The sequence below is a fragment of the Brevundimonas diminuta genome, assembly GCF_039673845.1.
Taxonomy (GTDB): Bacteria; Pseudomonadota; Alphaproteobacteria; order Caulobacterales; family Caulobacteraceae; genus Brevundimonas; species Brevundimonas diminuta_E.
This window is the reverse complement of record NZ_JBDJMK010000006.1, coordinates 208337-234936: the sequence shown is the minus strand read 5'-3', so window position 1 is coordinate 234936 and position 26600 is coordinate 208337. Positions and strand designations below refer to the sequence as shown.

The 26600-nt window shown below is 69.6% G+C and carries 26 protein-coding genes; 20 read left to right on the top strand and 6 right to left on the bottom strand.

Annotated features, from left to right (window positions below):
* Positions 1 to 152: 152 nt before the first annotated feature.
* A complete protein-coding gene (locus tag ABE454_RS08670) occupies positions 153 to 758 on the bottom strand; it encodes an HAD-IA family hydrolase (RefSeq protein WP_346530903.1) in 606 nt (201 codons plus the stop codon).
* Positions 759 to 955: 197 nt separating this feature from the next.
* Here ABE454_RS08670 and ABE454_RS08665 point away from each other — a divergent pair, with 197 nt between their 5' ends.
* The 14 genes from ABE454_RS08665 to ABE454_RS08600 all read left to right on the top strand — a co-directional run bounded on the left by ABE454_RS08665 (position 956) and on the right by ABE454_RS08600 (position 15956).
* A complete protein-coding gene (locus tag ABE454_RS08665; RefSeq protein ID WP_346530902.1) occupies positions 956 to 2287 on the top strand; it encodes a hypothetical protein in 1332 nt (443 codons plus the stop codon).
* An 18-nt stretch (positions 2288 to 2305) separates the two neighbouring features.
* A complete protein-coding gene (gene ccmI / locus ABE454_RS08660; protein ID WP_346530901.1) occupies positions 2306 to 3124 on the top strand; it encodes a c-type cytochrome biogenesis protein CcmI in 819 nt (272 codons plus the stop codon).
* 67 nt (positions 3125 to 3191) lie between these two features.
* Positions 3192 to 3683, top strand: coding sequence for a cytochrome c maturation protein CcmE (gene ccmE / locus ABE454_RS08655; protein WP_346530899.1), 492 nt, complete (start codon positions 3192 to 3194; stop codon positions 3681 to 3683).
* A 3-nt stretch (positions 3684 to 3686) separates the two neighbouring features.
* Positions 3687 to 5687 (top strand): heme lyase CcmF/NrfE family subunit, encoded by a 2001-nt coding sequence (locus ABE454_RS08650; RefSeq protein ID WP_346530897.1) that lies wholly within the window; start codon positions 3687 to 3689, stop codon positions 5685 to 5687.
* Entirely contained in the window at positions 5684 to 6166 is a 483-nt protein-coding gene (locus tag ABE454_RS08645; RefSeq protein WP_346530896.1) for a cytochrome c-type biogenesis protein, read from the top strand. Before ABE454_RS08650 ends, ABE454_RS08645 begins: the two co-directional genes overlap by 4 nt.
* A gap of 297 nt (positions 6167 to 6463) precedes the next feature.
* Positions 6464 to 8011, top strand: coding sequence for a Do family serine endopeptidase (locus ABE454_RS08640; RefSeq protein ID WP_346530894.1), 1548 nt, complete (start codon positions 6464 to 6466; stop codon positions 8009 to 8011).
* A 66-nt stretch (positions 8012 to 8077) separates the two neighbouring features.
* Positions 8078 to 8749, top strand: a complete 672-nt coding sequence (locus tag ABE454_RS08635; RefSeq protein ID WP_346530892.1) for a response regulator transcription factor — start codon at positions 8078 to 8080, stop codon at positions 8747 to 8749.
* Between the two features lie 74 nt (positions 8750 to 8823).
* On the top strand, positions 8824 to 9216 hold the full coding sequence (locus ABE454_RS08630) for an endonuclease domain-containing protein (RefSeq protein WP_346530915.1): 393 nt from the start codon (positions 8824 to 8826) through the stop codon (positions 9214 to 9216).
* Positions 9213 to 10655 (top strand): sensor histidine kinase, encoded by a 1443-nt coding sequence (locus tag ABE454_RS08625; protein ID WP_346530914.1) that lies wholly within the window; start codon positions 9213 to 9215, stop codon positions 10653 to 10655. Before ABE454_RS08630 ends, ABE454_RS08625 begins: the two co-directional genes overlap by 4 nt.
* Complete coding sequence (locus tag ABE454_RS08620) at positions 10652 to 13537, top strand: bifunctional [glutamine synthetase] adenylyltransferase/[glutamine synthetase]-adenylyl-L-tyrosine phosphorylase (RefSeq protein ID WP_346530891.1); 2886 nt, start codon at positions 10652 to 10654, stop codon at positions 13535 to 13537. The genes ABE454_RS08625 and ABE454_RS08620 overlap by 4 nt, the downstream gene beginning before the upstream one ends.
* Before the next feature lie 67 nt (positions 13538 to 13604).
* Positions 13605 to 14306 carry an EF-hand domain-containing protein gene (locus ABE454_RS08615; protein ID WP_346530889.1) on the top strand — a complete coding sequence of 234 codons (702 nt, stop codon included), beginning with the start codon at positions 13605 to 13607 and terminating at the stop codon, positions 14304 to 14306.
* A gap of 62 nt (positions 14307 to 14368) precedes the next feature.
* On the top strand, positions 14369 to 14992 hold the full coding sequence (locus ABE454_RS08610; RefSeq protein WP_346530888.1) for an RNA polymerase sigma factor: 624 nt from the start codon (positions 14369 to 14371) through the stop codon (positions 14990 to 14992).
* Entirely contained in the window at positions 14989 to 15417 is a 429-nt protein-coding gene (locus ABE454_RS08605; protein WP_346530886.1) for a hypothetical protein, read from the top strand. Before ABE454_RS08610 ends, ABE454_RS08605 begins: the two co-directional genes overlap by 4 nt.
* Entirely contained in the window at positions 15414 to 15956 is a 543-nt protein-coding gene (locus ABE454_RS08600; protein ID WP_346530884.1) for a periplasmic heavy metal sensor, read from the top strand. The genes ABE454_RS08605 and ABE454_RS08600 overlap by 4 nt, the downstream gene beginning before the upstream one ends.
* On the opposite strand, the gene ABE454_RS08595 is transcribed toward ABE454_RS08600, so the two are convergent.
* The 3 genes from ABE454_RS08595 to ABE454_RS08585 form a co-directional block, all read right to left on the bottom strand.
* Positions 15938 to 18340, bottom strand: a complete 2403-nt coding sequence (locus ABE454_RS08595; RefSeq protein ID WP_346530883.1) for a cache domain-containing sensor histidine kinase — start codon at positions 18338 to 18340, stop codon at positions 15938 to 15940. The genes ABE454_RS08600 and ABE454_RS08595 overlap by 19 nt on opposite strands.
* 93 nt (positions 18341 to 18433) lie before the next feature.
* The gene (locus ABE454_RS08590; protein WP_346530881.1) at positions 18434 to 19003 is read right to left on the bottom strand and encodes a hypothetical protein; all 570 of its coding nucleotides are present in this window, start codon (positions 19001 to 19003) and stop codon (positions 18434 to 18436) included.
* 82 nt (positions 19004 to 19085) lie between these two features.
* On the bottom strand, positions 19086 to 19502 hold the full coding sequence (locus tag ABE454_RS08585) for a CBS domain-containing protein (protein WP_346530880.1): 417 nt from the start codon (positions 19500 to 19502) through the stop codon (positions 19086 to 19088).
* Positions 19503 to 19635: 133 nt separating this feature from the next.
* Here ABE454_RS08585 and ABE454_RS08580 point away from each other — a divergent pair, with 133 nt between their 5' ends.
* The 3 genes from ABE454_RS08580 (at position 19636) to ABE454_RS08570 (ending at position 23469) form a co-directional block, all read left to right on the top strand.
* Positions 19636 to 21501 carry a monovalent cation:proton antiporter-2 (CPA2) family protein gene (locus ABE454_RS08580; protein ID WP_346530878.1) on the top strand — a complete coding sequence of 622 codons (1866 nt, stop codon included), beginning with the start codon at positions 19636 to 19638 and terminating at the stop codon, positions 21499 to 21501.
* A 6-nt stretch (positions 21502 to 21507) separates the two neighbouring features.
* Complete coding sequence (locus ABE454_RS08575; protein ID WP_346530877.1) at positions 21508 to 22818, top strand: nicotinate phosphoribosyltransferase; 1311 nt, start codon at positions 21508 to 21510, stop codon at positions 22816 to 22818.
* A gap of 78 nt (positions 22819 to 22896) precedes the next feature.
* Positions 22897 to 23469, top strand: coding sequence for an NADPH-dependent FMN reductase (locus tag ABE454_RS08570; RefSeq protein ID WP_346530876.1), 573 nt, complete (start codon positions 22897 to 22899; stop codon positions 23467 to 23469).
* Between the two features lie 59 nt (positions 23470 to 23528).
* On the opposite strand, the gene ABE454_RS08565 is transcribed toward ABE454_RS08570, so the two are convergent.
* Positions 23529 to 24188, bottom strand: a complete 660-nt coding sequence (locus ABE454_RS08565) for a class I SAM-dependent methyltransferase (RefSeq protein ID WP_346530875.1) — start codon at positions 24186 to 24188, stop codon at positions 23529 to 23531.
* Positions 24175 to 24753, bottom strand: a complete 579-nt coding sequence (locus tag ABE454_RS08560; protein WP_346530873.1) for a hypothetical protein — start codon at positions 24751 to 24753, stop codon at positions 24175 to 24177. Before ABE454_RS08560 ends, ABE454_RS08565 begins: the two co-directional genes overlap by 14 nt.
* A gap of 124 nt (positions 24754 to 24877) precedes the next feature.
* Here ABE454_RS08560 and ABE454_RS08555 point away from each other — a divergent pair, with 124 nt between their 5' ends.
* The 3 genes from ABE454_RS08555 (at position 24878) to ABE454_RS08545 (ending at position 26598) form a co-directional block, all read left to right on the top strand.
* Positions 24878 to 25285: a hypothetical protein gene (locus ABE454_RS08555; protein ID WP_346530872.1), complete on the top strand. Its 408-nt coding sequence runs from the start codon at positions 24878 to 24880 to the stop codon at positions 25283 to 25285.
* Positions 25285 to 25482 (top strand): helix-turn-helix transcriptional regulator, encoded by a 198-nt coding sequence (locus ABE454_RS08550; protein ID WP_346530871.1) that lies wholly within the window; start codon positions 25285 to 25287, stop codon positions 25480 to 25482. Before ABE454_RS08555 ends, ABE454_RS08550 begins: the two co-directional genes overlap by 1 nt.
* Positions 25483 to 25668: 186 nt before the next feature.
* Positions 25669 to 26598 carry an alpha/beta fold hydrolase gene (locus tag ABE454_RS08545; protein ID WP_346530870.1) on the top strand — a complete coding sequence of 310 codons (930 nt, stop codon included), beginning with the start codon at positions 25669 to 25671 and terminating at the stop codon, positions 26596 to 26598.
* Positions 26599 to 26600: the final 2 nt, after the last annotated feature.

Here is a 26600-nt window from a genome sequence, read left to right as displayed (position 1 = left end):
GGTGCTCGGAACGAAGACCCTGATGAACGCGATCCGAGCCTGAGGCCATCGCGCCTCGTCGCCACCTCGGCCTCATCGTGGATCAGCACGTTTTTACACGGCCTCGGTCGACAGCTGGCATTGGGCCTAAGGCTAAAAAGCGAACGTTGCAGCTAGCTGTTTAACTCCGGAATAAGCGTGCTGAGCGTGGCGCCCGGCGTCCAGAGCGCTGCACGCCAGCCACGCGCCCGTGCGGCGTCGACGTTCTTTTGCGTGTCGTCAATGAAGGCGATGGCCGTGGGGGGCAGGCCCACGCGCTGCTCGACCGCCGCATAGAAATCCTGTGACGGCTTTGAAACGCCAAGCTGGGCGGCGTAGTGCATGTCATCGAACCGGTCGCGAAGCCTGAGCGTGTCCCACAGATAGGCGGCGCGTTCGTGCTCCTGAACGGTCGCAAGGTGCAGGGGGACGCCTGACGCCCGGACCTCGGCCAGTTGCAGCAGCAGGGCCTCGTCCAGATGGGCGTCGCCTTCAAACCAATAGCGGATCAACTGGTCACAACTGACGTGCGGCGCGATTTCCGCCAGCGCGGGCGCCAGTCTGTCGCGCAGGGCTGCGCGCCCGTGAACGACGTCGTCCCAGCATGGCTTGAAGAAGCGTTCCTGCAGCGCCTGACGGGGGACGCCCAGATCCTCTTCGATGCGGGCGGACCAGCCGGCGGGGTCGGGGTGGCGAACCACGACGCCGTCGACATCCACCATCAATACGGCCGGTTTCATTCAGACCTGCAGTCCATCGGGCGAGAGAAAAAGCCATTCTGCCGGTTTGCAGACCTGCCGCAAGAGACGCGCAGCGAGGCGCGCCCGGGCCGCAACGAACCTGTCCCCGCTGTTGAGCGCCCCTCAAAATACCCTGTTAACCGGCGACGGGGCACCTTCCGCCTCTTCTGTTGGCGCCCGGGAGCGGAGGGGCGGGAATGGCGGACCTGTCGGTCGCGCAGAGGGCGGCGTTGGCCCAGTTGATCGAGCGGTGTCCGGACCGTTTTCTGTCGCAGCTTTCGGGGCTGGCGGGGACGATGACGCACGCGCGCTCGGCGGCGTTGCGCGAGATGGTCGAGGCCGAGGCGACCGACCGGCGGCGGCGCAATATCGCCTTCGGGCCGTTGCTGCCGCTGTTTCAGGCGCGGGCGGATGGGCTGCCGGGGCCGGAGTTTCCGCCTGTGGTTCTGACGCGGCTGTGGCGCAGCGCCATCCGCAGCGAGCCTGAACTTCTGCCTCAGCTGGATCGGGAGGACGACCTGTCGCGGATGATCGCCGACCGTCTGTGCCTGGGCGCCGCGTCGGCCCTGCGCGACCGGGCGGGCGAGGTCTGGCCTGATGCGCCGGAAGGGCGGGCGCAGGCGCTGGCGACCTGTTTTGATCTGGCGGCGACGGCGCGGCGGGCCTTGCCCTTTCTGCCGGAGTGGATCGGCCGTCCCGAAAACGAAGCGGTCGCCGAGCTGAAGCTGGCCCAGCGTCAGGCAGCGGGCGTGGCGCCCGACGGCGCCGTCTGGTGGCTGGAGATCATCTTCGCCCATCTGGAAGACGCGCGTCTGATCCTGCGGGTGATCGCACTGATGGGACAGGGAGCCGGGACGGGCGAGGCGGACCCGTTCATCGACCGCATCCTGCTGGCGCTGGCGCGGCGGGCGGCCGATGTCGCCGCCTTTGATCCGGCCCATTCGGAGGGCGGGGCGGCGGGCGGGTCGGCGGCGTTCAAGGCCGATCTGGACTGGTGCGCGGCGACACTGGCCGAGATCGACGTCATCCTGCCGCTGAAGGCCGACAGCGCCTGGGGCCGGGCGGTGCGTCAGGCGCGGCTGAAGACGGCGCTCAGCCTGTCGGAACGGTTCAGCGCGGCCGAACGGGCGGTCGACGCCGTCCTGCCGGTCGAGCGGGCGGCGCTGATCGGGCGGATGACGCGGCCCCGGCCCCGGCTGGACGATCCGGTCGATGCGGCGGCGGCGGACAGGGCGCGGGCGCTGACGGCTGTGGTCGGTCTGGTGCGCGGTCCGGCCGCCGTCTTCGGCTGCGAGGCCGAGCGACGTCAGACGGCCGAGGGGCTGACCGGCCGTCTGGCGACATGGGCCGATGAGGCGATGGAGCGGCTCAACGACGGTCAGGTCGCCGATGAGGCGACAGCGCGCAGACACATCGCCCTGAGCGCAGAACTTCTGGGGCTGGTCGGCGCGCAGGAGGCGTCGCGCACGGTGCGGCGGCGGTTGATGGCGTCAGGTGCGGCGTCGCGCGCCTCGCCTCCGGCCGCCTGATCCGCTACAGCGGCGGCCATGACGGTCTTCTGGATCATGACGGCTCTTGTGACCGCGCTGGCGGGGCTGGCGGTGCTGTCCGCCGCCCGGCGAGGGGCCGAGGCCGAGAGCGTGGCCGATCGCGACGCGGGCGCGCTTGAACTGGCCGAGCTGGACCGGCTGAAGGCGCGCGGCCTGCTGGATGAGGCGGGCTGGACCGCCGCTAGGGCCGAGGCGGGGCGCCGTCTGCTGGCCGCCCGCCGCGCGGATCGCCGCCCGGTCGCAGGGCCACGCGATCGCTATTGGGTGCTGGGCGGGATCGCGGCGACGGCGGCGACGACGCTGGGCCTTTACGCGGTCTTCGGCGCGCCGGGCATGAAGGATCAGGCCTATGAGACGCGCGTGCGCGAATGGGCCTCGGCGCCCGAGGCGCTGGAACCGGCGCAGGTTTCGGCCGTGTTGGGGCAGGTGGTCAAGGAGCGGCCCGACGACCGGCTGGCCCTGACCATGCTGGGCGCCGCCCGGTTCGAGGCGGGCGATCCCATCGGCGCGGCCTCGGCCTTCCGTCGCGCCCTCGCCATCCAGCCGGACGACGCCCAGAGCTGGGCGCGGCTGGGCGAGAGTCTGGTGCGGGCCAACGGCGGCGCGGTCGACGGCGACGCCGAGGCGGCCTTCCGTCAGGCGGTCAAACTGGACCCCGATCAGTTGGGCGCGCGCTTCTATCTGGGCGATGCGGCGCTGGCGCGCGGCGACCGGGCCGAGGCCGAGGCCATGTGGAGCCCGCTGATCGCCGTGCTGGAAGCGGCCGATCCGCGTCGCGCCGACCTGCAGAAACGTCTGGCCGGAGCGGCGCGATGAGCCGTTGGCCGACCCTTGCTCCCGCCTTATACGCGGCGGTGTTTTCCGCCGTCTTCGGATCGTTGACATGAGCTGGTTGCCCAAATCGCCCAAGGCGCGCCGTCGCCTGTGGGTCGTCATCGCCGCGGCGCCCGTGCTGGCGCTGGCCGTCGGCCTGTCGCTGTGGGCGATGAAGGACAATGTGACCTTCTTTTACTCCCCTTCGGAAGTGACGCCGCAGAAGGTGCCCGCCGGTCAGATGATCCGTCTGGGCGGTCTGGTCGAGGCGGGCAGCGTGCAAAAGGCCGCCGACGGCTCGGTCGTCTTCGTCGTCACCGACAATGGGGCGACGGCGCAGGTGATCTATCACGGCGACCTGCCGGACCTGTTCCGCGAAGGGCAGGGGATCGTGGCGCAAGGCGCCTTCCGCCCCGACCGCGTGTTCGAGGCCAGTCAGGTTCTGGCCAAGCATGACGAGACCTATATGCCGCGCGAAGTCGCCGACCGGCTGAAGGAAAAGGGCGAGTGGCGGCCCGACGATGCGGCGGCGCCCGCCGCGTCTGCGCAACAGGGGGCGTAAGCGTTGATCGTCGAACTGGGCGCCTTCGCCCTGATCCTGGCGCTGGTGCTGTCGGTGCTCAGTCTGGCGCTGACCACGGCGGGGCGGCTGAGGCTCAGTCCGGTGCTGGCCGGGGCGGGGGGCGGCGCCATGCTGGCCTCGGCCGGAGCGATCGCCCTGGCCTTCGGCGCGCTGATCTACGCCTTCGTGGTGTCGGACTTCTCGGTGTCGAACGTGGCCATGAACAGCCACACCGACAAGCCGGTCTTCTATAAGGTCGCCGCCGCCTGGGGCAGTCATGAGGGCTCGCTGCTGCTGTGGTGCCTGGTGATGACGGTCTTCGGCGGGGCGCTGGCGCTGGCGCGCGGTCTGCCGTTCGGGCTGAAGACCTCGGCCGTGGCGGTGCAGGCGGGCCTGTCGAGCCTGTTTCTGGCCTTCGCCGCCTTCACCTCCAACCCCTTCTTCCGGCTGGACCCGGCGCCGGTGCAGGGCGCGTCGCTGAACCCCCTGCTGCAGGACCCGGCGCTGGCGGTGCATCCGCCGCTGCTCTACGCGGGCTATGTCGGGTTTTCGGTGTGTTTTTCGCTGGCGGTCGCCGCCCTGATCGAGAAGCGCGTCGATCCGGCCTGGGGACGCTGGGTGCGGCCGTGGGCGCTGGCGTCGTGGGCCCTGCTGACCGTCGGCATCGCGCTGGGCTCCTTCTGGGCCTATTACGAGCTGGGCTGGGGCGGCTGGTGGTTCTGGGACCCGGTCGAGAACGCCAGTTTCATGCCGTGGCTGGCGGGCGCGGCCCTGCTGCACTCGGCCATTGTGACCGAGCGGCGCGGGGCGCTGGCGGGCTGGACCGTCTTCCTCGCCATTCTGGCCTTCACCTTCTCCATGCTGGGCGCGTTTCTGGTGCGCTCGGGCGTGCTGACCAGCGTTCACGCCTTCGCCGTCGATCCTCAGCGGGGGATGATGCTGCTGGCCATTCTGGGGCTGGCGGCGGGCGCGGCCTTCATCCTGTTCGCCCTGCGCGCCCCGGCCATCCGCTCGGGCGCCGCTTTCGCCCCGATCAGCCGCGAGGGGACGCTGGTCCTGAACAATCTGTTCCTGACGGCGGCGGCGGCGACGGTGCTGCTGGGCACCCTTTATCCGCTCATTCTGGAGGGGGCGACGGGGGCGACCATCTCGGTCGGGCCGCCCTATTTCAACGCCGTCTTCAATCCGTTGATGATCGTCGCTTGCCTGATCCTGCCTGCCGGGCCGTTGCTGGCGTGGAAGCGCGGCGATCTGAAGGGCGCCCTGCAGCGCCTGTGGCTGGCCGCCGCTCTGGCCATCGCCGCCGCCTTCGCCGCCTTCTTCCTGTTCGAGCCGAAGAAGGCGCTGGCCGCCGCCGGGCTGGGCGTCGGGGCGTGGCTGATCTGCGGCGCGCTGGCCGAGCTGGGCGTGCGGACCAAGGCCCTGCGCGCGCCTTTGGCCGAGACCCTGCGCCGGGCCAAAGGCCTGCCGCTGGGCGCCTGGGGCATGGCGCTGGCCCATGCGGGTCTGGGCGTCTTCATTCTGGGGGCCGTGGTCGAGACCAGCTTCAAGGCCGAGGCCGCCGCCGCCCTGCCGCTGGGCGGCGAAGTCGCGGCGGGGCCGTGGAAGGCGCGGCTGGACGCGGTTCAGGTCATCGAGGGGCCGAACTATCTGGCCGAGCAGGGCCGCCTGACCATCATCCCCCTCGACGGCCGCGCGCCCGAGCGCGTCATCACCGCCGAACGCCGCTTCTTCCCCGCAGGCGGCCAGACCACGACCGAGGTCGGCCTCGATTTCCGGGGGCTGGACGACGTCTATGTCGTCGTGGGCGACCGCGCCGCGACCGATGAGGGCGAGCGCGCCTGGATCGTGCGCATCTATTATAATCCGTGGGCGCGGCTGATCTTTCTGGGACCGGCGCTGATGGCGCTGGGCGGATTGATCTCCCTGCTGGACCGGCGCCTGCGCGTCGGGGCCGGTTCGCGCGCCAGGAAGACGCTCCAGCCGGTCGAGGCTCAGGCATGAGGCGGGCCGCCGCCCTGTTCGCCGCCGTTGTGCTGGCCATCGCGGCTGCGCCCGCCGTGGCCGAGCCGCCGCCCGCGCCCGACCGGCCGCTGAGCGACCCGGCGCAGGAGGCCCGCGCCCGCGCCCTGTTCGGCGATATCCGCTGCGTCGTCTGCCAGCATGAGTCGATCGCCGACAGCCCGGCGGGCATCGCCGCCGACCTGCGCGGTCTGGTGCGCGAACAGATCGCCGCTGGAAAGACCGACGACGAGATCAAGGCCGACCTGATCCGCCGCTATGGCGACTATGTGCTGTTCCAGCCGCCGGTGCGGATCGGCACATGGCTGCTGTGGTTCGGCCCGTTCGCGCTGGCGGCAGGGGCGGGCGTGGTGCTGGTCCTGCGCGCGCGCCGCCGCGGGGCAGGCGAGGCCGCGCCCCTGACGCCCGAGGAAGAACGCGCTCTGGCCGCCCTGACGGCGGATGATGAAGCCGGGCGCTGAGCTCGGCCCTGTCTACCGTTCATCCTGGCGGACGCCGGGATCCAGTTCTTTGACGGCGAACTCTGCGGATGACGTTCTCACTGGGCCCCGGCGTCCGCTGGGTGAGCGGGAAGAAGGGGCATGGCTCCCTGTCCATTTCGCAAGCCTTTCGCCGCCTTCCTGACGCAGCTGCGCCACACGCCGGACGATCATCAGGAACAATCATCGTCATGGGTGCATTGGCTTGAGCCGTTACGCCCTATATCCATAGGCGAACGGAGCTTTCCGTATCCGCCAGTTAGGACTGCAAGGACGACGATGCTGAAACGCAAGGAGTTCATTCTGGGGGCCGCTGTCGGCCTGACCTTCGCCGCCGCCGCGACAGCGGGCGGGGTCATCAGCTGGCCGGGCGCCAACGCCGCGCCCGCCGCACAGGTCGGACAGCTGGTTCCCTCGGCCGGAGCCGCCGGGCTGGCCTTCGCCCCGCCGCAGGGCGCGCCGCTCAGCTTCGCCGACATCTTCCAGCAGGTCGCCCCCGCCGTGGTGCAGATCGACGTGAAGACCCGCGTCCAGCGCCCGCGCGGCGTGTTCCAGATTCCGGGCTTCGGCGCCGTTCCGATTCCCGGCGCGCCCGGCGGCTCGGGCGAGGGAGAGGAAGACAACACCCAGCTGGCCGCCGGCGCCGGTTCGGGCTTCTTCATCTCGGGCGACGGCTTCATCGTGACGAACAACCACGTCGTCGAGAACGCCGAGGAGATCACGGTCAAGCTCAGCGACGGGCGCGAGTTGAAGGGCAAGCTGATCGGTCGCGACGAAGGCACCGATCTGGCTGTCATCAAGGTCGAGGGTTCGGCCTTCCCATTCGTCAGCTTTGAAGAATCCGCCGAGCCGCGTGTCGGTGACTGGGTCATCGCGGTTGGCAACCCCTTCGGTTTGGGGGGCACGGCGACGGCGGGCATCGTCTCGGCCAAGTCGCGCGATATCGATCCGATCGGCTACAATGAATATCTGCAGATCGACGCCGCCATCAACCGGGGCAACTCGGGCGGGCCGACGTTCGACATCTACGGCCGCGTCATCGGCGTGAACACGGCGATCTTCTCGCCGTCGGGCGGTTCGGTCGGCATCGGTTTCGCCATTCCCGCGACGACAGCCAAGTCGGTCACCGATAAGCTGATGCGTGGCGAGACGGTCCAGCGCGGCTATCTGGGCGTGCAGATTCAAACCCTGTCCAAGGATGCGGCGGCGGCTCTGGGCCTGAGCGAAGACACCAAGGGCGCCTATGTCGCAGAGGTGACGGCGGGCGCGCCCGGCGATCGCGGCGGCATGCAGGTAGGCGACGTCGTGACCAGCGTGAACGGCGAAACGATCGACAGCTCGACCGAACTGACACGTCGCGTGGCCCGCACTCGTCCGGGCGATGCGCTGCGGCTGGAAATCCTGCGCGAAGGCAGGAAGCAGACGCTGAACATCCGCGCCGGCACCCGCCCGTCCGAGGCCGAACTGAACGGCGCCCAGGACAGCGAAACGACCCAGCCCGGCGATAAGGGCGCGGCGACCAGCCAGACGATCGAGGGCCTGACGGTCACGCCGATCACCTCGGCCTTGCGTCAGCGTTACTCGATCCCCGATGATATGGAGGGCGTGGTGGTCACCGCTGTCGCCCCTCGCTCCGAAGCGGGCAAGATGCGGATGCCGGTCGGTACGGTGATCCAGCGCGCCAACAACCGCGTGGTCCGCTCCGAGGCTGATCTGAAGGCGGCCGTTGATGCGGCGCGCTCAGCGGGACGGCCAGGCGTCTTCCTGCTGATCAGGGTGCAGGGGACCAACTCCTCGGTGGTCCTGCCCTTCGCCAAGTCTGAATAAGGCGTAACTCACAGGATCGGCGGCGATGCGCTAACATCGCCGCCGAATCTTTATCTGGAGAGGCCCATGCGTATTCTGGTGGTTGAGGACGACGCCGAGGCCGCGACCGCCATGGTGCGCGGCCTGACCGAGGCCGGGCATGAGGTCACTCACGCCGTGGACGGCGCCTTCGGCCTGCTGGAGTCGCAGAAGGGCGGCTATGACGTCTATGTCGTGGACCGCATGATGCCGCGTCTGGACGGCGTCGGCATGGTCGAGACGATCCGCAAGGGCGGCGACCAGACGCCGGTGCTGTTCCTGTCGGCTCTGGGCGAGGTCGAGGACCGCGTCACGGGTCTGAAGGCGGGCGCCGACGACTATCTGGTCAAGCCCTACGCCCTGGCCGAACTGGTCGCGCGGGTCGAGGCCCTGTCGCGCCGTCGCGAGACGGGCGGGGTGCAGACCGTGCTCAAGGTCGGCGATCTTGAGATGAACCTGATCGCCCGCAGCGTCCACCGCGACGGTCAGGAGATCGACCTGCAGCCGCGCGAGTTCCAGCTTCTGGAGTTCTTGATGCGCCACGCGGGCCAGTCGGTGACGCGCACGATGCTGCTGGAGAAGGTCTGGGAATACCACTTCGACCCCCAGACCAACGTCATCGACGTGCACATCAGCCGCCTGCGCTCCAAGATCGACAAGGGCTTCGACCGGGCCATGCTGCAGACGGTTCGCGGCGCGGGATATCGGCTGGAGGCGTAGACGCACAATCTTTCTCCCTCCCCTTCATGGGGAGGGTGGTCGCGCAGCGACCGGGTGGGGAGGGCTTGAACACCATGGCGGTCATCGCCAGAGCCCGCGCCATGCGAAAGGCGCTGACGCCGCCCGAGGCGCGTCTGTGGGCGCAGTTGAAACTGCTGCGCGCGCAAGGCTTTCATTTTCGGCGGCAGGTGCCGTTTCGAGGCTATTATCTGGACTTCGTCTGTTTCGACCGCTGCGTGGTCATAGAGGTCGACGGCGTCACCCATACGCTGGAGGCGCAGGCGAACAGGGACAGGGTGAGAGACGCCGTGCTGGCTGGCGAAGGGTTCACGACGCTGAGGTTCGACAACGCCGCCGTTCGCGACGATCTGGACGGCGTAATGGCGGGGGTCATGGGCGCGCTTGAGGCCCGCCCCACCCGGTCGCTGCGCGACCACCCTCCCCATGAAGGGGAGGGAGAAAGCTGAAACTCCCCTCGCTTTTCCGCCGGACGCCCTTCCGGCTGACGCTGCTGTTTCTGGCGCTGTTCGTGGCGACGGCCAGCGCGGTGCTGGCCTATGTCTATTTCGCTTCGGCGTCCGAGGCGCGGGCGCGGGCCGAGGCCAGCGTCAAGGGCGAGGTTGAGAGCCTGACCGCCGTTTATCGCACCCGCGGCCGCGACGCCCTGAACCAGCTGCTGGTCGAGCGCACGCTGAAGGGCGGGCCGTATCTGTATCTGCTGATGGCGCCGGACCGTTCGGTCATCACCGGCAATGTGTCGGAATCGCCCATTGACCCCCCAAGAGCCGACGCGCCGCCCTCGACCGCGCGCTGGGAGAATTTCCGCCTGACCGACACGGATGAAGACGGCCGCGTGCGTCGTCGCGGCGCCATCGGGGTGGAGATGACCCTGTCCGGCGGCGAACACCTGTTCGTGGGCGAGGACATCGGCGACATCGAGGCCTATCTGTCGCGCCTGACGCAGGCCCTGTGGGGCGCCATGGTCATGGTGCTGGTGCTGGGCGTCGGCGGCGGCCTGTGGATCAGCCGGGGCGTCGAACAGGCCATGGCGGGGCTGAACCGCGTGGTGACGGCGGTGCAGGAAGGCGACCTGAAGGCCCGCGTGCCGGTCCGCCATTCCGGCGACGAACTGGACGAACTGGGCGAGGGTCTGAACGGGATGCTGGACCGGCTGGAAGGCTCCATGGCCTCGATCCGCCACGCGGGCGACGCCATCGCCCACGACCTGCGCACGCCGCTGAACCGGATGAAGGCCAAGATGGAGGTCGCCCTGATCGACGCCGAGGCAGGGCGGACCTCGGGCGTCGATGCTCTGGGCGTGGCGCTGGACGAGGCGGACGCCCTGCTGAAAACCTTCAACACCGTTCTGGCCATCGCCCGATTGCAGGCGGGCGGGGCGCCGGATCCCAAGGTGTTCGACGCCGCCGATCTGGCCTCTGACATGGCCGAGCTTTACGAACCGGCGGGCGAGGACAAGGGGCTGGAGTTCGCCGCCGAAATCCAGAAGGGGCTGATGATCGAGGGCAACCAGCCCTTCCTGGCCCAGGCGCTGGCCAATCTGATCGACAACGCCATCAAATATACGCCCGAGGGCGGGGCGGTGATGTTCCGCGCGCGGCGACGCTCGTCCGGCGATGTGGAGTTTTCCGTCACCGACAACGGACCCGGCGTGCCGGATGAAGATCGCGAGCGGGTGCTGCAACGCTTCGTCCGTCTGGACAACAGCCGCACCGAGCCGGGTTCGGGCCTTGGTCTGTCGCTGGTCACGGCGGTGGCCGAGGCGCATGGCGGGCGCGTCCAGCTGGACGAAGGGCCGGGGGTCTATGACGGGCGCGGGCCGGGCCTGCGCGTGGCCCTGATCCTGCCCGCCGCGACGCGGGCGCCAGAGGCAGGGACCGAAGTGTGAGCGACGTTCTGGCGATGCGGTTGCAGCCGTGCGGCCCCGTGCGCGACGCGCAGGCGGCGGGGCGCCTGCATGAACAGCTGATCGAGGCGGCGGACGCCGACGGCTGGCGCGCGACGCTGGATGCGGCATGGTCGGCGCTGGAGCCGGTTTTCGCCGCCTCGCCCTATCTGGCTGGGCTGGCGCGGCGCTGGCCGGACCGGCTGCGGCTGACGCTGGACAGCGATCCCGAGGCGCGTCTGGCGGATATTCTGGCGGCGACGGATGCTCTGACCGCGGCGCCGGACGAGGCCAAGGCGCCGCTGCGTCATCTGAAGGCGGAACTGCATCTGCTGACGGCCCTGTGCGATCTGGGCGGGGTCTGGGATCTGGATCAGGTGACGGGCGCCCTGTCGCGGTTCGCCGATGCGGCGGCGCGGGCGGCATTGAGAATACTGGCCGACGACTGGCGCAGGCGCGGGCGGCTGATCTCGGAGCCTGACGATCCGCGCGGGCCGGTGCCGGGCCTGTTTGTTCTGGCCATGGGCAAGGGCGGGGCGTTCGAGCTGAACTATTCCTCGGACATCGACCTGTCGCTGTTCTATGAGCCGGAAACGCTGGAAACCGCCCTGTCCGAGGGCGTGGAGATGCAGGGCTTCGTCAACCGTCTGGCGCAGGGGCTGACGGCCCTGCTGGCCGAGCGGACGGCGGACGGATATGTCTTCCGCGTTGATCTGCGGCTGCGGCCCGACCCGTCCTCGACCCCGCCTGTGGTCGCAGCGCCGATGGCGTTGGCCTACTATGAATCCGTCGGCCAGAACTGGGAGCGGGCGGCCTTCATCAAGGCCCGCGTCTGCGCCGGCGATGCGGCCGAGGGCGCCGATTTCCTGAATGCGTTGGTCCCCTACATCTGGCGCCGCAGTCTGGATTATCAGGCGGTTCTGGACATCCAGTCGATCAAGAAACAGATCCACGTCCATAAAACCGGCGAAGGCTTGGAGGCGGCGGGCGCCAATCTGAAACTGGGCCGGGGCGGCATCCGCGAGATCGAATTCTACGTCCAGACGCAGCAGCTGATTCTGGGCGGTCGCAATCGGGCCCTGCGCTCGCCGCGCACGCTGGAGGCGCTGGACGCCCTGACCAGGGCGGGTCATGTGACGACCGAGGCGCGTGACGAACTACGCGCCGCCTATGTCGAGTTGCGCGCCCTGGAGCATCGGGCGCAGATGCTGGCGGACGAGCAGACGCACATCCTGCCCGTCGATCCCGAGCGCCGCGCCGATGTGGCGGCTCTGGCCGGGCAGGGCGATCTGGCTGCCTTCGACGCCGGGATCGAGCGCCTGCTGGTGCGGGTCAACGCCCGCTATGGCGAACTGTTCGAGGGCGGCGAAGACCTGTCCTCGCCCTATGGCAGCCTCGTTTTTACGGGGGTGGAGAACGACCCCGGCACGCTGGAGACGCTGGCCCGCATGGGCTTTTCCGAGCCCGCCAGCGTGTCCGACACGATCCGCAGCTGGCACCACGGCCGCATTCAGGCGACGCGCACGGCGCGGGGGCGCGAACTGTTCACCCGGCTGGCGCCGCAACTGCTGACGGCGGTGGCCAGGACCGGGGCGCCGGATGCGGCCTTCCGCCGGTTCGCCGTCTTCTTCTCAGGCCTCAGCGCCGGGGTGCAGGTGCAGGCCCTGTTCCTGAACCAGCCCAAGCTGTTCGAACTGGTGGTCGAGGTGATGGCCTTCGCGCCACGGCTGGCGCGGATGCTGGGGCGGCGGCCGCAGGCGCTGGACGGGGTGCTGGACGCCCGCTTCCTGACTGAGCTGGACGAGGATTCGGGCATTGTGGCCCTGCTTCTGGCCGAGGCCGCCGCCGCCACGGACTTCGAGGACGCGATGAATGTGGTGCGCCGCCAGCACCGCGAACAGGTCTTCCGCATCGGCATGCACACCATCACCGGCCGCGCCGGGCCGGAGGAGGCGGGCCGCGCCAACACCGCCCTGGCCGACGCCTGTATGCGCGCCCTGGCGCCCGCTGCGCTGAAGGAGGCCGAGCGGATGGGCGGCGCCTTCGACGGCGCCGTCGCCGTGGTCGCCCTGGGCAAGACCGGCTCGCGCGAGATGTCGGCGGGCTCGGACCTGGACCTGATGACCGTCTATGCGGCGCCGCCCGAGGCTGTGTCCGCCGGGCGCGGCTGGAGCGCCGAGACCTTTTACGGTCGCTTCACCCAGCGGTTCATCGCCGCCCTGTCGGCCCACACCGCCGAGGGCGGGCTGTATGAGGTCGATATGCGGCTGCGGCCCACCGGCTCCAAGGGGCCGGTATCCGTGCGGCTGGAGGGGATGGACGCCTATTATGCGCAGGAGGCCGACACCTGGGAGTTCATGGCCCTGACGCGCGCGCGGGTGGTCTGGGCCAGCGATGAGGCCTTCGGCGCGCGTGTGGCGGAGGCGCTGGAGGCGGCCCTGCGGCGCCCGCGGCCGGGCGTCGACATCGCCGAAGACGTGCGGGCCATGCGCGACCTGATGGATCGCGAGCGGCGGCCCAAGGGCTTCTGGGATCTGAAGCTGACGCCGGGCGCCCAGGTCGACGCCGAGTTCGTGGCCCAGTATCGGCAGCTGACGGCGGCGCAGGCGGGGGCGCCGCTGGCGACCTCGACGCTGGGCGCGCTGGCGGACGATCCGGTGCTGGCCGACAGCTGGCGCACGCACCAGCAACTGGGCCAGCTGATGGCCTGCGCGTTCGAGGGCGCGGGCGACCCGGATCAGGAGCCGTCCGGCTTTCGCATGCGGCTGGCGCGCACGGCCGGGGCGCCTGATTTCGACACGCTGAAGTCGCGCCTCATCGACCTGCGACAGCGGGCGCGTCAGGCCTTTGAGGCGGCTTTGCCGACGACGCGCGACGGAATCTGATCCGACCGCCGTTTCATATCTCGACAGGGATGCTTCGCGGCCTTCGGGCCAGATGGAGAACATCGAGATGAAAAAGACATTCAGCGGCGTCGCCGCTCTTGCCCTGATCATGGCCGTCAGCGGGGGCGCTGCGGCTCAGGGACAGACCGCTGCAGCGCCGGACGCGCGCCCGCACCACGCCCGCATGGCCGAGCCGGTCAGCAAGGCGGACTTCGTTCAGCGCCGCGTCGAGCGCCTGCGCGCGGCGGACGCCAACAATGATGGTCAGGTGACGACCGAGGAAATGCGCGCCTACGCCCAGACGCGCCGGGCCGAACGACAGGCCGCCCGTTTCGACCGGCTGGACACGAACAAGGACGGCGTCCTCAGCCGTGAAGAGTTCGCGGCGGGCAACGCGCGCGGCGAACGCGGCGAAGGCATGGGCGGCCCCCGACGCTGGGGCGGTCATGGGAGCGGCCATGGAGGCGGCGCCAAAGGCATGGCCCGCGGTGAAGACCGCGGCTCTGCTGGCGGCGAGCGGGGATCGCGCGCGACGCGGGCGGGCGGCGAAAGCCGTTTCCCCATCGTCATCGCCGATGTCGAACGCCGGGCTGAAGAAGCCTTCGCCAGAATGGACGCCAACGGCGACGGCGTGCTGACGCAGGACGAGCGCCGGGCCGCCATGCAGGCCAACCGGGCCGAGATGCGCCAGAAGCGCGAACAGCGCGCTCAACCCTCGCGTCAAGGGCGCGCACCGGAGGCGTCGCCTTCGGCGCCCGCTTCGGAGTAGGGTGATGTCGGGGAAGGCGGCGCGTTCGCCCGCCCTTTCCGGATTGAGCCAGAGAGGCTGGATTGGCGACGACCGTCGACCCCGACGAGGATCTGGTGCGCCGTGTAGGCGAAGGCGACCCCGCGGCCGTTCAGGCCATGGTGGCGCGCAAGCTGCCGCGCATGTTGACGCTCGCCCAGCGTATGCTGGGCGATGCGGCGGAGGCTGAAGACGTGGCCCAGGAAGCGATGCTCAGAGCCTGGAGGCAGGCGCCGCGCTGGACCCCCGGCCAGGCGCGCTTCGACACCTGGCTGCACCGGGTGGGGCTGAACCTCTGTTACGACCGTCTGCGGCGGCGGCGCGAGATCGCGACCGACGTCTTTCCCGAACGTATCGACGACGGCCCGGCGCCGGACCGGGGCCTGCTGGCCGCCGAGACGGGCGCCCAGGTCCAGGCGGCCCTGTCGCGCCTGCCGGAACGGCAGCGCGAGGCCATCGTCCTTTGCCACTATCAGGAACTGGGCAATATCGAAGCCGCCGCCCTGATGGAGATCAGCGTCGAGGCGCTGGAAAGCCTGCTGTCGCGGGGCCGCCGCGCCCTGAGAATCGCCCTGGCGGACATCGCGCCGCATACGATCGCGCGGCCGGATGGGCGAAAAGGCGCTGCAGAGCGCGGGGACGGACAAATGCGGGGGAGCCGATCATGACCATGACGCGGGAACGCTTTGAATATCTGGCGGACGCCTATGGCGGCGACCTGCGCCGCTGGCCGCAGGATGAGCGAGAGGCCGCACGGGCGCTGGCGGCGTCCGATGCGGCGGCCTCGGCCCTGTTGGCGCAGGCGGACGGTCTGGACGCCCTGCTGGACGCCGCGCCGCGCGCGGTCGCTTCCCACGCCCTGCGCGAACAGGTGATCGCGGCGGCGGCCAGCGCTGGTCTGGGGCGCCGTCGGCGCGGCGGCTTCGGCGTGCTGACGTGGCTGTCGGGCGCGGGCTGGGCGGCGGCGGCCTGTGCGGGGGTGGCGTTCGGCGTGGTGCTGAACGCGCAGATGACGGCGGATATCCGCGCCGACACGGTGCTGTATCAGGCGGCCCTGTCGGCGGCGGACGATACAGAGGTGCTGGGCGGATGAACGCACGTGGCCTGAAGATCGCCCTGGCGGCGTCGGTCGCCCTGAACATCTTCGCCGTGGTCGGCGGAGGCACCGCCTGGGTGCTGGCCAAACGGGCCGAGCAGGCGGCCGAGGCCGCCCGCCAGCCGGGCCGCAGCGAGGGCGTCTGGTCGGTGGTCGAAAGTCGCCCGCCTGAGGTGCGCGACCAGATCCGCCGCGAGCTGCGCGCCACGGCGCTGGAAGCCCGGCCCGACTTTGAAGAGGCCCGCTCCACGCGGCGCGAGGCCATTGAACTGACGCGATCGGATCAGTTCGACGCGGTGACGGTGGCGGCCCTGCTGGAACGCTCGCGCGCGTCGGAAATGCGCGGACGGGCGCGGCTGGAATCCGGCGCAGTCGAGATGCTCAGCCGCCTGAGCCCCGCCGACCGCGCCGCCATGGCCGCCATCCTGTCGCGCCACCGCTCGCCCCGCCCCCCGCGCGAGGGGACGCACGACGGGCATGAGGCGTCAGGATCGAAGGACGCCGAAGCGAAACCGGATCAGGCCGCGCGCGACTGAATCGGCTGGGCCTGAACGCGACGGGCCGGGGCGCCTGACGGCCCCATGGCGCCCTCTGGCGCGCGGATCGGCAGGTCGAACCAGACGATGGTGCCGCGTCCCGGCTCGCTTTCGATGGTCATGTCGCCGCCGTGCAGTTCGATCAGCGACTTGGTCAGGGCCAGGCCCAGGCCGGTGCCCTGCGTCGACTTGGAATGCTGGCCCTCGACCTGTTCGAAGGGGCGGGCCAGCCGCTCAAGATCCTTGGCGGCGATGCCGATGCCGGTGTCCATGACCGAGACGCGCACCGTGTCCGCATCGCGCGGCGCGACCCTGACGGCGACGGCGCCGCCTTCGGGCGTGAACTTCACGGCGTTGGAGATCAGGTTCAGCAGCACCTGTTTCAGTCCGCGCTGATCGGCCTCGATGTGCAGGTCCTCGGGGCAGTCCAGCGTCAGTCTGAGGTGGGATTCCTGCGCCTTGCCCCGCATCAGCCGCACCGCCTCGGCGCACAGGATGTCCAGCGCCATCGGTTCGTAATGCAGGGTCAGCTTGCCCGCCTCGATCTTGGCCATGTCGAGGATGTCGTTGATCAGGCTGAGCAGATGCTGGCCCGAGCCGTGGATGTCGGCGGCGTATCCCTTGTAGCGGGGGTCGCCCAGCGGGCCGAACATCTCTGACGCCATGATTTCGGAGAAACCGTTGATGGCGTTCAGCGGGGTGCGCAGTTCGTGGCTCATATTGGCCAGGAATTCGGACTTGGCCTGATTGGCGGCCTCGGCCCGGGTCATGGCGACTTCATATTTGCGCGCCAGCAGGGCCAGATTCTCGCGGCTGGACTCCAGTTCCGTCACCATGATGCGCAGTTCGTCGGCGGCGCGGCGACGCTCGGCCTCCTGCAGGCGGATGATGGTGATGTCGGCGCAGATCACCACCGTGCCGCCGTCGCCGGTCGAGCGTTCAGCCATCTGCAGCCAGCGGCCGTCCTTCAGTTCGACCTCGCGCACGCCGGCGCGCGCCCCGGCCGAGGGGTGATCGGCCTTGATCGCCCCGGCGGCGATGCGGTTCAACTCTTCCTTCTGGGCGCCCAGCCGCACGACGCCCTCGGGGAAGGCGAAGGCGTCCTTGAACCCCTGATTCCACAGGATCAGCCGTCCGCGCCGGTCGAACAGGACGAAGGCGTCGGACACGCTTTCGATGGCGTCGCGCAGGCGGCTTTCGGCGGCCTGGGCCTGGGCCTTGGTGCGGCGGGCCTCGGTGATGTCCAGCGCCACGCCCATCAGACTGTCATAGCCGCCCTCGCGGCGTGGCTGGCGCGACTGGCCGCGCGCATCGATCCAGCGGACGCCGCCGCTGCTGAGGGGGACGGGGAAGGCCGCCTCGAACACGCCGGTGGCCATGGCCACGTCCAGCGCCTGGATCAGGGTCTGGCGATAGCGCGGGTGGACCCGTTCGATCATGGCCTGTGTGGTCAGGACGGCGCCGTTCTCGACCTCCAGCAGGGCGGCCATATAGTCGGACAGGGTCGCCTGACCCTTGACCAGATCCCATTCCCACACGCCGCAGCGGGCGGCCTCGACGGCGACGCGAAAGCGCCGCTCGGTGTCGGCCCAGCGGCGGCTGGCCCGCATTTGTCGCCAGTTCTGGACCGCCAGCACCGCCAGCATCAACGCGACCAGCACCAGCGGCGCGGCCAGAACCCAGGCGTCGTCCAGCCAGGCGGCGAAGGAATCGTCCTGCGGCAGGGCGGCGACGACCGACAGGCCGGTGTCGCCCACCGGCGCAACGGCGGCGATGCGGGGGCGGCCGTCCGGCCCCTTGGCGGCCTGACGCGGCGCGGCGGGCGCTTGACGGGAGGGCATGACGCTGAGATCGGCGGCCTTCACCGTCGGCTTGAGCGCGGGCAGGGGAGCGCGCGCTGTCAGGATCTGCCCGCCCGGTGCCGTGCGGCGCACGATCAGGTCGTCGCCGCTGATCGAAAGCCCGTCCTTGGCGCCCTTGGCGGCGCCCGGCGCCTCGCCGCGGGCGGCCAGCACCCGGCCCTCGGCGTCGGCGATCGACAGTGCGGCCTCCGGGTCGGACTGACGGGCGCTGTCCAGCGCCTGAACCGGCCGGACGTTCTGGGCCAGGGCGCGGGCGGCGGCGTCCAGCGCGGCCTCGGCGCGGGCGGCGCGGGTCTGGATCTGTGCGGCGGCCAGTCGGGCCTCAAGCGTCAGGGCTTCATGGCGGGCGGCTTCGGCCTCACGGCCGGGGCGGCCGTTCTCGCGCGACAGAAACAGGACGCAGGCGCCCAGCGCCAGGACGACGGCGAACGCGAGGATGCGGAACCAGGGCGCGGCGCGCGTGGCCTGCTGGTCCGTGGCCCGCCGGCCCGGCCCGTAACTGCGGCGCTCTGTGCCCCGCAAGGGCGATCCTCCTGTAACGCTTCGTCAAGGAATCTAGGCTGCGTCGCGGGTTCCGTCGAGAGGGGGCGCCACCGGCGCCGCAGGGCGGGAAAATCAGACCTCGGGCGCGCCGTTTTCCTGGGCGCGGTCCGGGGGCGGGGCGGCGATTTCGGTGATGCGGCGCAGGACGGCCTGCGCCCGCGCGGCCAGACGGCGCGTTTCGGGCGGGGCGTCGTCGGGCGCTTCGGCGACGGCGTCCGTCAGGGCGCGGGCCAGATCCATCAGATCGGGCGCAGCGGCGATCAGCCGGGCCTGAAACTCGACCCGCTGGGGATCGCGGTCATATTCGGCGCCGGGCGTGCGCCAGCCGCCCCAGTCGGCCTTGTCGGTGACGACGACCGGATAGGTGCCGGGGAAGGGGTGATGGGCGCAGTCGGCAAGGTCCTGCCACTTGTTGCGCGCGCGCAGGACGCGCCAGTTGTCCATGGCGCTGGCGACGACGTCATGGGACGAGGCCTGCAACTCGCCCGCCGCAAACTCACGGCCCAGACCGACGTCGTAGGTGATGCGAACCGGCTCGTCGAAGCCCTTGGCCCAGACCGGCATGACCTTTTCAACCTCGGCCCAGACGCCGACGCTCTCGACCCAGACCTTCTGGCCTTTCTGGAACTGGGCGCGCGCCATTCCTGATCATTCCCCCGATGAAAGAAGGGGATGATGCGCGCCCGGCCGTTATCGCCGGGTTCCGCGACATGGTTAGCGGCGCTTAACCCTGCGGGCGGGAAATCTCTTCCAGCGCCTCGCCGGCATAGCGTTCCTTGACCCGCGTCGACAGGTCGCCCAGCGAGACGACGCCGACCAGACGGCCATCCTTGTCCACCACCGGCAGGCGGCGCACCTGTCGCGAGGCCATCAGGTCCAGCGCGACCTTCAGATCGTCGTCGGCGCGCACGATCAGGGCGTCGCGCGACAGCACGTCCTGCACCCGCGCCTCCGGCCCTGCGCCCGAGGCGACGGCCCGCACCACGATGTCCCGATCGGTCAGGGCGCCGATCAGCCGCTCGCCGTCGGCCACAGGGATGAAGCCGAAATCGCCCGCCGCCATTCGGCCAGCGACGTTCTGCAGAGTGTCTTCAGGGCGGGCGACCTGAACGTCGCGGGTCATCACTTCACGGATTTTCATGGGGGCTTTCCTGATGGGATTTCGGCGATCGACTGGCAGGTGAACCCCTGTGCGGCCCGGCGGGTTCCGGCGGCGCCCCTCGCCATCGGGCCGTTTCGTCCCCACTATCGATAGAACAGGACAAGGGTGAGCGATGGCTGAAGCGGCGACGGGACTGGATCTGGGCCATGTGGCGGCCCTGTTGGCGGCGGGGGTGGTGGCTGTGCCCGTCTTCCGCAAACTGGGGCTGGGGTCTGTGCTGGGCTATCTGGCGGCGGGCGTCGCCATCGGCCCGTTCGGTCTGGCCCTGTTTCGCGAGCCGCAGACCATCCTTCACGTCGCCGAGTTCGGCGTGGTCATCTTCCTGTTTTTGATCGGGCTGGAGATGCGGCCCAAGCGCCTGTGGGGGATGCGCAGCGAAATCTTCGGGCTGGGCGCGGCGCAGGTCGGGCTGGCCGGGCTGGCCCTGACCGGCGCGGCCATGGCGGCGGGCGTGTCGGCCCCGGTGGCCTTTGTCGGGGCGATGGGCTTCGTCATGTCCTCGACCGCCGTCATCGTGCAGATGCTGGAAGAGCGCGGCGACCTGCCCACGCCCGGCGGCCAGAGGGCGGTCAGCATCCTGTTGTTCGAGGATCTGGCCATTGTGCCCCTGCTGGCCATCGTCGCCCTGCTGGGGGCGTCGATGGGCCATGCGGCCGAGAGCGAGGCGCCGCTGTGGCGCTCGATCGGTCTGGCGCTGGCGGCGTTGGCGGGGGTGCTGGCGGTCGGGGTCTACGCCATCAATCCTGTATTCCGTTTTCTGGCCCGCAACGGCGGGCGCGAGGTGATGACGGCCGCCGCCCTGCTGGTGGTGGCGGGCACGGCGTGGATCATGGACGAGGTCGGCCTGTCGATGGCCATGGGCGCCTTTCTGGCCGGGGTGCTGCTGTCCGACTCGACCTTCCGGCATCAGCTGGAGGCGGATGTGGAGCCGTTTCGCGCCATCCTGCTGGGCCTGTTCTTCCTGTCGGTGGGCATGGCGCTGGATATCGGCGTGGTCGTCAGCGACTGGTGCATCGTCATCGCCGGGCTGGCGGCCTTCATGGCGGTCAAGGCGCTGGTCATCTATGTCGTCGCCCGCCTGTTCCGGGCGCGCCATCATGAGGCGGTCGAGCGGGCGGCCCTGTTCGCCCAGGGCGGCGAGTTCGCCTTCGTCCTCTATAGCGCCGCAGCCAGCGCAGGCGTGATCGGCGGGCAGGCCGAGGCGGCCCTGACGGCCATCGTCATCCTGTCGATGGCGCTGACGCCGCTGACCACGCTGGCGCTGAAGCGGTTCCTGCCGAAAGAGGCGGGTCTGTCGCCTGAAGAGGCCGAGGGCGTCGACGCCGCCGACGGTCTGCGCGGACAGGTGCTGATCATCGGCTTCGGTCGCTTCGCGCAGGTGGTGTCGCAGCCGCTGCTGGCGCGCGACGTGGACGTGTCGATTATCGAGAACGACGTGGAGATGATCCAGGCGGCGGGCAATTTCGGCTTCAAGGTCTATTACGGCGACGGCACGCGGCTGGACACGCTCAGGGCCTCGGGCGCAGGGCGGGCCGAGGCGGTGCTGGTCTGCGTCGACAGGCCCGAGACGGCCGACCGCATCGTCCAACTGGTCAAGTCCGAGTTTCCGGGCGTGAAGCTGCTGGTGCGCGCTTTCGACCGGGGGCATTCGCTGCGGCTGATCCAGTCGGGCGTGGATTATCAGGTGCGCGAGACGTTCGAATCCGCCCTCAGGTTCGGTCAGGCGGTGCTGGAGGAACTGGGTCTGCCACAGGACGAAGCCCTTGAGGTCATCGCCGATGTCCGCCGCCGCGACGAGGCGCGGCTGGATCTGGAAGTCACCGGGGGCCTGGGCGCCGGGCGGGCGATGATGCGGGGCAATATGCCGACGCCCAGGCCGACTCCCTATATCAAGCCGCACCGCGAGGGGCGTCTGGTCAATGAGGACGAGGCCCCGGCCGAAGCGGTCATCGAACCGGCGGAACGAAAGGCGGACTGAGCAGGTATGGCGAGCATTGATCTGGCCAAGCGGGCCTATGACCACGGCTGGCGTCTGGACCCCATCGTCCGCAGCCTGCTGGACACCGACTTCTACAAGCTGCTGATGCTGCAACTGATCTGGCGCCGGTTCCGCGACGTGCCGGTGACCTTCTCGGTCATCAACCGCACGACGTCGGTGCGGCTGGCCGATGAGGTGGACGAGGCCGAACTGCGCGCCCAGCTGGACCACGCCCGGTCCCTGCGCTTCACCAATCGCGAACTGATCTGGCTGGGCGGCAACACCTTTTATGGGGTGAAACAGATCTTCAGCCCGGACTTTCTGGCATGGCTGGCTGAGTATCGCCTGCCGGAATACGACCTGTCGCGCGGCGCTGACGGCCAGTATCGGCTGGAGTTCTCGGGAAGCTGGGCCGAGACGACGCTGTGGGAAATCCCCGCCCTGTCGATCCTGAACGAACTGCGCAGCCGCCGCGCCCTGCGCCGCATGGGCCGGTTCGAGCTGGACATCCTCTATTCGCGCGCCAAGACGCGGCTGTGGAGCAAGATCGAGCGGCTGAGACAGCTTGAGCCGCTGGCCCTGTCTGACTTCGGCACGCGCCGCCGCCACGGCTTCCTGTGGCAGGGCTGGTGCGTCGAGGCGCTGAAGGAGGGGCTGGGCGGCGCCTTCATCGGCACCTCAAATGTGCTGCTGGCCATGAACAACGACCTTGAGGCCATCGGCACCAACGGCCACGAACTGCCCATGGTGCTGGCCGCCATGGCGGGCGAGGATGAGGCGGCCCTGCGCGCGGCGCCCTATCGCGTGCTGGAGGAATGGCGCGCGGCCTATGACGGCAATCTGCTGATCGCCCTGCCGGACGCCTTCGGCACCGAAGCCTTCCTGAATGACGCGCCTGACTGGCTGGCCGACTGGAAGGGGTTCCGTCCCGATTCCTCCCCGCCGATCGAGGGCGGCGAGATCATCATGAAGTGGTGGGCGTCCAAGGGCCGCGACCCGCGCGAGCGCCTGCTGGTCCTGGCCGACGGGCTGGACGTGGACGGCATCGAGGCGGCCCACGCCCACTTCAAGGGCCGGGTGCGCACCAGCTTCGGCTGGGGCACCAATCTGACCAACGACTTCCGCGACTGCGCGCCGGTCGAGGCGCCCGAACTGCTGCCCCTGTCGCTGGTGTGCAAGGTGACGCAGGCGGCGGGCCGCTCGGCGGTCAAGCTGTCGGACAACGTCGAAAAGGCCACCGGCGACCGCGCCGAGATCGAACGCTATCTGCGCGTCTTCGGCGAGGCGGGCAGGGGGCGTCAGGCGGTTCGCGTCTGATATGGAACCGCCAAGCTTGGTTGCACATTGGGTCCACAGCGACGGCGCAGGCCGTCTTCACCGCGCGGGGCATCCGTCATGACCACCTATAACGTCGGCTACATCATCGGCAGCCTGGCCAAGGGCTCGATCAACCGCAAACTGGCCAAGGCGCTGGTCAAGCTGGCCCCGGAAAAGCTGAAGATGAGCGAGATCAGCTTCGCCGAACTGCCGCTGTATTCCTATGATTACGACAAGGATTTTCCGACGGTCGCCAAGGACTTCAAGGCGGCGATCAAACAGGCCGACGCCATCCTGATCGTGACGCCGGAATACAACCGCTCCATCCCCGGCGGGCTGAAGAATGCGCTGGACTGGGCCAGCCGTCCCTATGGCGCCAATGTCTTCAGGAACAAGCCGACGGCGGTGATCGGCGCATCCACCGGCGCCATCGGCACGGCGGTCGGCCAGCAGGCGCTGCGTCCTGTCCTCGGTTTCCTGAACGCACCGCAGATGAATGCGGTCGAGGCCCATATCCAGATGAAGCCGGACCTGATCGACGACGACGGCAACGTCAGCGTCCCCGGCACGGAGCAGTTCCTGCGCGACTATATGGAAGCCTTCCACCAGCACATGGCGCATGTCCTGACGACCCTGCCGCGCGAGGCGTGAGGGGGCTTTCTGCTCGCCCCCGCGTTTCGCTCGGCCATCACGCCGGGCGCGGCGCGGGTCTACAGCGCCCAGACCCGCGTGCGCTTGACCTCCTGATCTTCCAGCTCGCGCGTCGTGGGCACGCTGTATTCGGCCAACAGATCGAGCCCTGACTTCGGAAAATAGGTCCGCCCCGGATCGCCGACCAGCACGCTTGAACCCGCCGCCCGCGCCTGTTGCAGCCACGCCAGCATCGCCTGCGCCATCGGTCCTTCATAGAAGACGTCCCCGGCGCAGATCAGGTCGAACGCCTGCGGCGGCGTCTCCAGCAGATTGTCAGCGGTGAAGGCGATCTCGACGCCATTGGCCTCAGCGTTCGCGGCCACGGCGGCGGCGCAGAATGGGTCGATGTCGGCGGCCAGCACCGAGGTCGCGCCCGCCTTCATCGCGGCGATCCCCACCAGTCCCGATCCGGAGGCGAGGTCCAGAACGCGCCGCCCCTGAACCGCCTGCGGATGGTCCAGCAGCCAGCGCGCGAGCGCCTGCCCGCCTGCCCAGGCGAAGGCCCAGAACGGCGGCGGCAGACCCATTTCGCCCAGTTCTTCCTCCGTCAGCCGCCAGATGGGCGTGACCTCATCGGCCAGCCACAGGACGATTTCCGGCGTGTGCGAGACGGGCTGAAGGCGGGTGTTGTCGCGGATGAAGCGGGCGGGGTCGACGATGCGTCTAGTCGAGCTCACGGGCGCCCTCGATGACGGCCTGATAGACCAGCGACCGATCCGGCCCGCGCGTCATGTGCAGCAGCACCCAGGTCGAGCCCTTGCGCGCCACGATCACCCGCAGCTGATCGGTGAAGACCCCGTCGGCGAAGCCCGCCGGCGCGGTCTGGTCGCTGAGCAGGATCAGCGCCCCCATGCCTCCGCCGCAGCGCGAAATGCCGGTGCAGGCAAAGACCGTCTCATAGCCGCCCTCGCGCAGGGCTTCTTCATAGTGGCGGGCCATGTCGCCGGGCGGAATGGCGGGGCGGACGGCGTAGTCCAGATGGTTGATCTGTCCCTGCAGCCGCAGGGCGCTGGCGGGGGCGGCGCTGTCGCTGACGGCGCCGGTCGGCAGGGTGATCTCGGCCACCGACAGCTGACGCCAGGCGCGGATGCGCGCCCCGTCCAGACGCGGCAGGTCCGGATGATCGCGCGCGCCCCTTACGTCCTGCGTCGGCTGCTGCGCCGGGACAGGCGCGGCCGTCGCCGCCGTCAGGGGAACGGCGGCCATCATCAAGGCGGTGGCGAGGGCGGAAAGGCTGCGCATGACCCCAAGCTAGGGGCCGTCGCGACCGCTGGCAAGAAAGTCAGGATAGGCTGATAAAAAGTCAGGTTTACATGACTTCAGATTGATGTAAGGTTCTCCTTACATGAGCCGAGGAGCTTCCCGCATGATGACCCTGTCCCGATCCCAGACCCCGGCGGGGCGTCGCTATGTCCTGCGCACCTTCGCCTTCATGGCGCCCTATGTGGCGATCTGCGTGGCGATGATGACCACGGACGCCTTTGACGGGGTCGTGGGCCGTCCGGCGGGGTGGGTGCTGGCGGCGGCGGTCTCTGCGCCGGTGATCGGTCAGATCTGGGCGACGCTGGCCCTGATGCGCGAAAGCGACGAGTTCGTCCGCATGGTCACGGCCAAGCAGTTCATCATCGCCGCCGGACTGGCCATGGCGGCCGCGACCTTCTGGGGCTTCGGCGAGACGTTCGCCGGGGCGCCGCATCTGCCCGCCTGGCTGATCTATCCGCTGTTCTGGGCGGCGTTCGGCGTGCTCTCGCCCTTTGTCCGGTCGTCGAACTGATGAAGAACCGGCTGAAGCTGCTGCGCGTCGAGCGCGACCTGACGCAGGAACAGTTGGGGCAGGCGCTGGGCGTCTCGCGTCAGGCGATCAATGCGCTGGAGACGGAAAAGCACGATCCCTCGCTGGACCTGGCCTATCGCATCGCCGCCCTGTTCCAGCGCCCGGTCGAGGACATCTTCGACAACCCCCACGCCTGACGCATAAAGTCAGGAGAACCTGACAACCATCATCTCTCTTTCCTCGTCATCCTCGGACTTGATCCGAGGATCGAGCCCCGCTGAGCGCGTCAGGTCGCTGGAGGCGCGCAGGCGGACAACCTGATCCTCGGATCAAGTCCGAGGATGACGGCAGGAGAGAGAGGGCCTGTCCAAAAAGGAAACGTCATGATCAAGATCTCCGCTCCCGTCAGGACCCTGCGCGCCTTCATCCTGGCCGCCGCCGTTGGGCTCAGCGCCGCTGGCGTCGCGGCTGACGCCAGCGCCGACCCTTCCCAAGTCCAGTCGCCCGTCTTCGTCTCCGACCGGCTGTCGGTCGAGGCGGTCGGGCAGGGGCCGGACGTGATCCTGATCCCCGGCTTCGCCTCTTCGCGCGAAGTCTGGCGGCCGTTGGCACAACGCCTGTCGGCCTCGCATCGCGTTCATCTGGTTCAACTGGCGGGTTTCGCCGGCGAGCCATGGGCGCACGGGGACGGCGCCTTCATTCAGCCGGTCGTCGACGAGTTGGCCCGCTATGCGGCGACGCTCAACCGGCCTGCCGTCATCGGCCATTCCATGGGCGGGCTCAGCGGTCTTTTGTTGGCGCAACAACATCCTGATGCGGTCGGGCGCTTGATGAGCGTGGACAGCCTGCCCTTCTTCAGCGCCATGTTCGGCCCGCAGGTCACGCCGCTGACGGCCCAGCCCTTCGCCGATCAGGCCGCCGCCGCCATTCTGAGCACGGACGAGGCGACCTTCCGTGTCCAGCAGCAGCAGACGGCGGTGGGCATGATGCGCGACGAGGCCGGACGCAGCGCCATGGTCGACTGGTCGATGGCCTCGGACCGTCAGGCGATGGCGTCCGCCATCAGTGAGGTGATGACGACCGATGCGCGCCCCGGACTGGCGGCCATGACCACGCCGGTCTGGGCCGTCTACGCCGCGGACGCGAACGGCGGGGCGCCCGCCGCCCTGGCCGACGCCATTTGGAGCCGCGAATACGCCGCCTTGCCGGGCGTGACGCTGAAGCGCGTCGATGACGCCCGGCATTTCATCATGATCGATCAGCCGGAACGGCTGGACGCCCTGATCGACGCCTTTCTGAAGGGCGAAGACTGAGC

Coding starts and splice junctions, on each gene's coding strand:
- ABE454_RS08585 (WP_346530880.1), bottom strand. CDS start 19,502: ATGAAAATCCGTGAAGTGATGACCCGCGACGTTCAGGTCGCCCGCCCT.
- ABE454_RS08615 (WP_346530889.1), top strand. CDS start 13,605: ATGAAAAAGACATTCAGCGGCGTCGCCGCTCTTGCCCTGATCATGGCC.
- ABE454_RS08560 (WP_346530873.1), bottom strand. CDS start 24,753: ATGCGCAGCCTTTCCGCCCTCGCCACCGCCTTGATGATGGCCGCCGTT.
- ABE454_RS08645 (WP_346530896.1), top strand. CDS start 5,684: ATGAGGCGGGCCGCCGCCCTGTTCGCCGCCGTTGTGCTGGCCATCGCG.
- ABE454_RS08570 (WP_346530876.1), top strand. CDS start 22,897: ATGACCACCTATAACGTCGGCTACATCATCGGCAGCCTGGCCAAGGGC.
- ABE454_RS08635 (WP_346530892.1), top strand. CDS start 8,078: ATGCGTATTCTGGTGGTTGAGGACGACGCCGAGGCCGCGACCGCCATG.
- ccmI (WP_346530901.1), top strand. CDS start 2,306: ATGACGGTCTTCTGGATCATGACGGCTCTTGTGACCGCGCTGGCGGGG.
- ABE454_RS08590 (WP_346530881.1), bottom strand. CDS start 19,003: ATGGCGCGCGCCCAGTTCCAGAAAGGCCAGAAGGTCTGGGTCGAGAGC.
- ABE454_RS08640 (WP_346530894.1), top strand. CDS start 6,464: ATGCTGAAACGCAAGGAGTTCATTCTGGGGGCCGCTGTCGGCCTGACC.
- ABE454_RS08630 (WP_346530915.1), top strand. CDS start 8,824: ATGGCGGTCATCGCCAGAGCCCGCGCCATGCGAAAGGCGCTGACGCCG.
- ABE454_RS08555 (WP_346530872.1), top strand. CDS start 24,878: ATGATGACCCTGTCCCGATCCCAGACCCCGGCGGGGCGTCGCTATGTC.
- ABE454_RS08605 (WP_346530886.1), top strand. CDS start 14,989: ATGACCATGACGCGGGAACGCTTTGAATATCTGGCGGACGCCTATGGC.
- ABE454_RS08600 (WP_346530884.1), top strand. CDS start 15,414: ATGAACGCACGTGGCCTGAAGATCGCCCTGGCGGCGTCGGTCGCCCTG.
- ccmE (WP_346530899.1), top strand. CDS start 3,192: ATGAGCTGGTTGCCCAAATCGCCCAAGGCGCGCCGTCGCCTGTGGGTC.
- ABE454_RS08550 (WP_346530871.1), top strand. CDS start 25,285: ATGAAGAACCGGCTGAAGCTGCTGCGCGTCGAGCGCGACCTGACGCAG.
- ABE454_RS08665 (WP_346530902.1), top strand. CDS start 956: ATGGCGGACCTGTCGGTCGCGCAGAGGGCGGCGTTGGCCCAGTTGATC.
- ABE454_RS08580 (WP_346530878.1), top strand. CDS start 19,636: ATGGCTGAAGCGGCGACGGGACTGGATCTGGGCCATGTGGCGGCCCTG.
- ABE454_RS08670 (WP_346530903.1), bottom strand. CDS start 758: ATGAAACCGGCCGTATTGATGGTGGATGTCGACGGCGTCGTGGTTCGC.
- ABE454_RS08575 (WP_346530877.1), top strand. CDS start 21,508: ATGGCGAGCATTGATCTGGCCAAGCGGGCCTATGACCACGGCTGGCGT.
- ABE454_RS08545 (WP_346530870.1), top strand. CDS start 25,669: ATGATCAAGATCTCCGCTCCCGTCAGGACCCTGCGCGCCTTCATCCTG.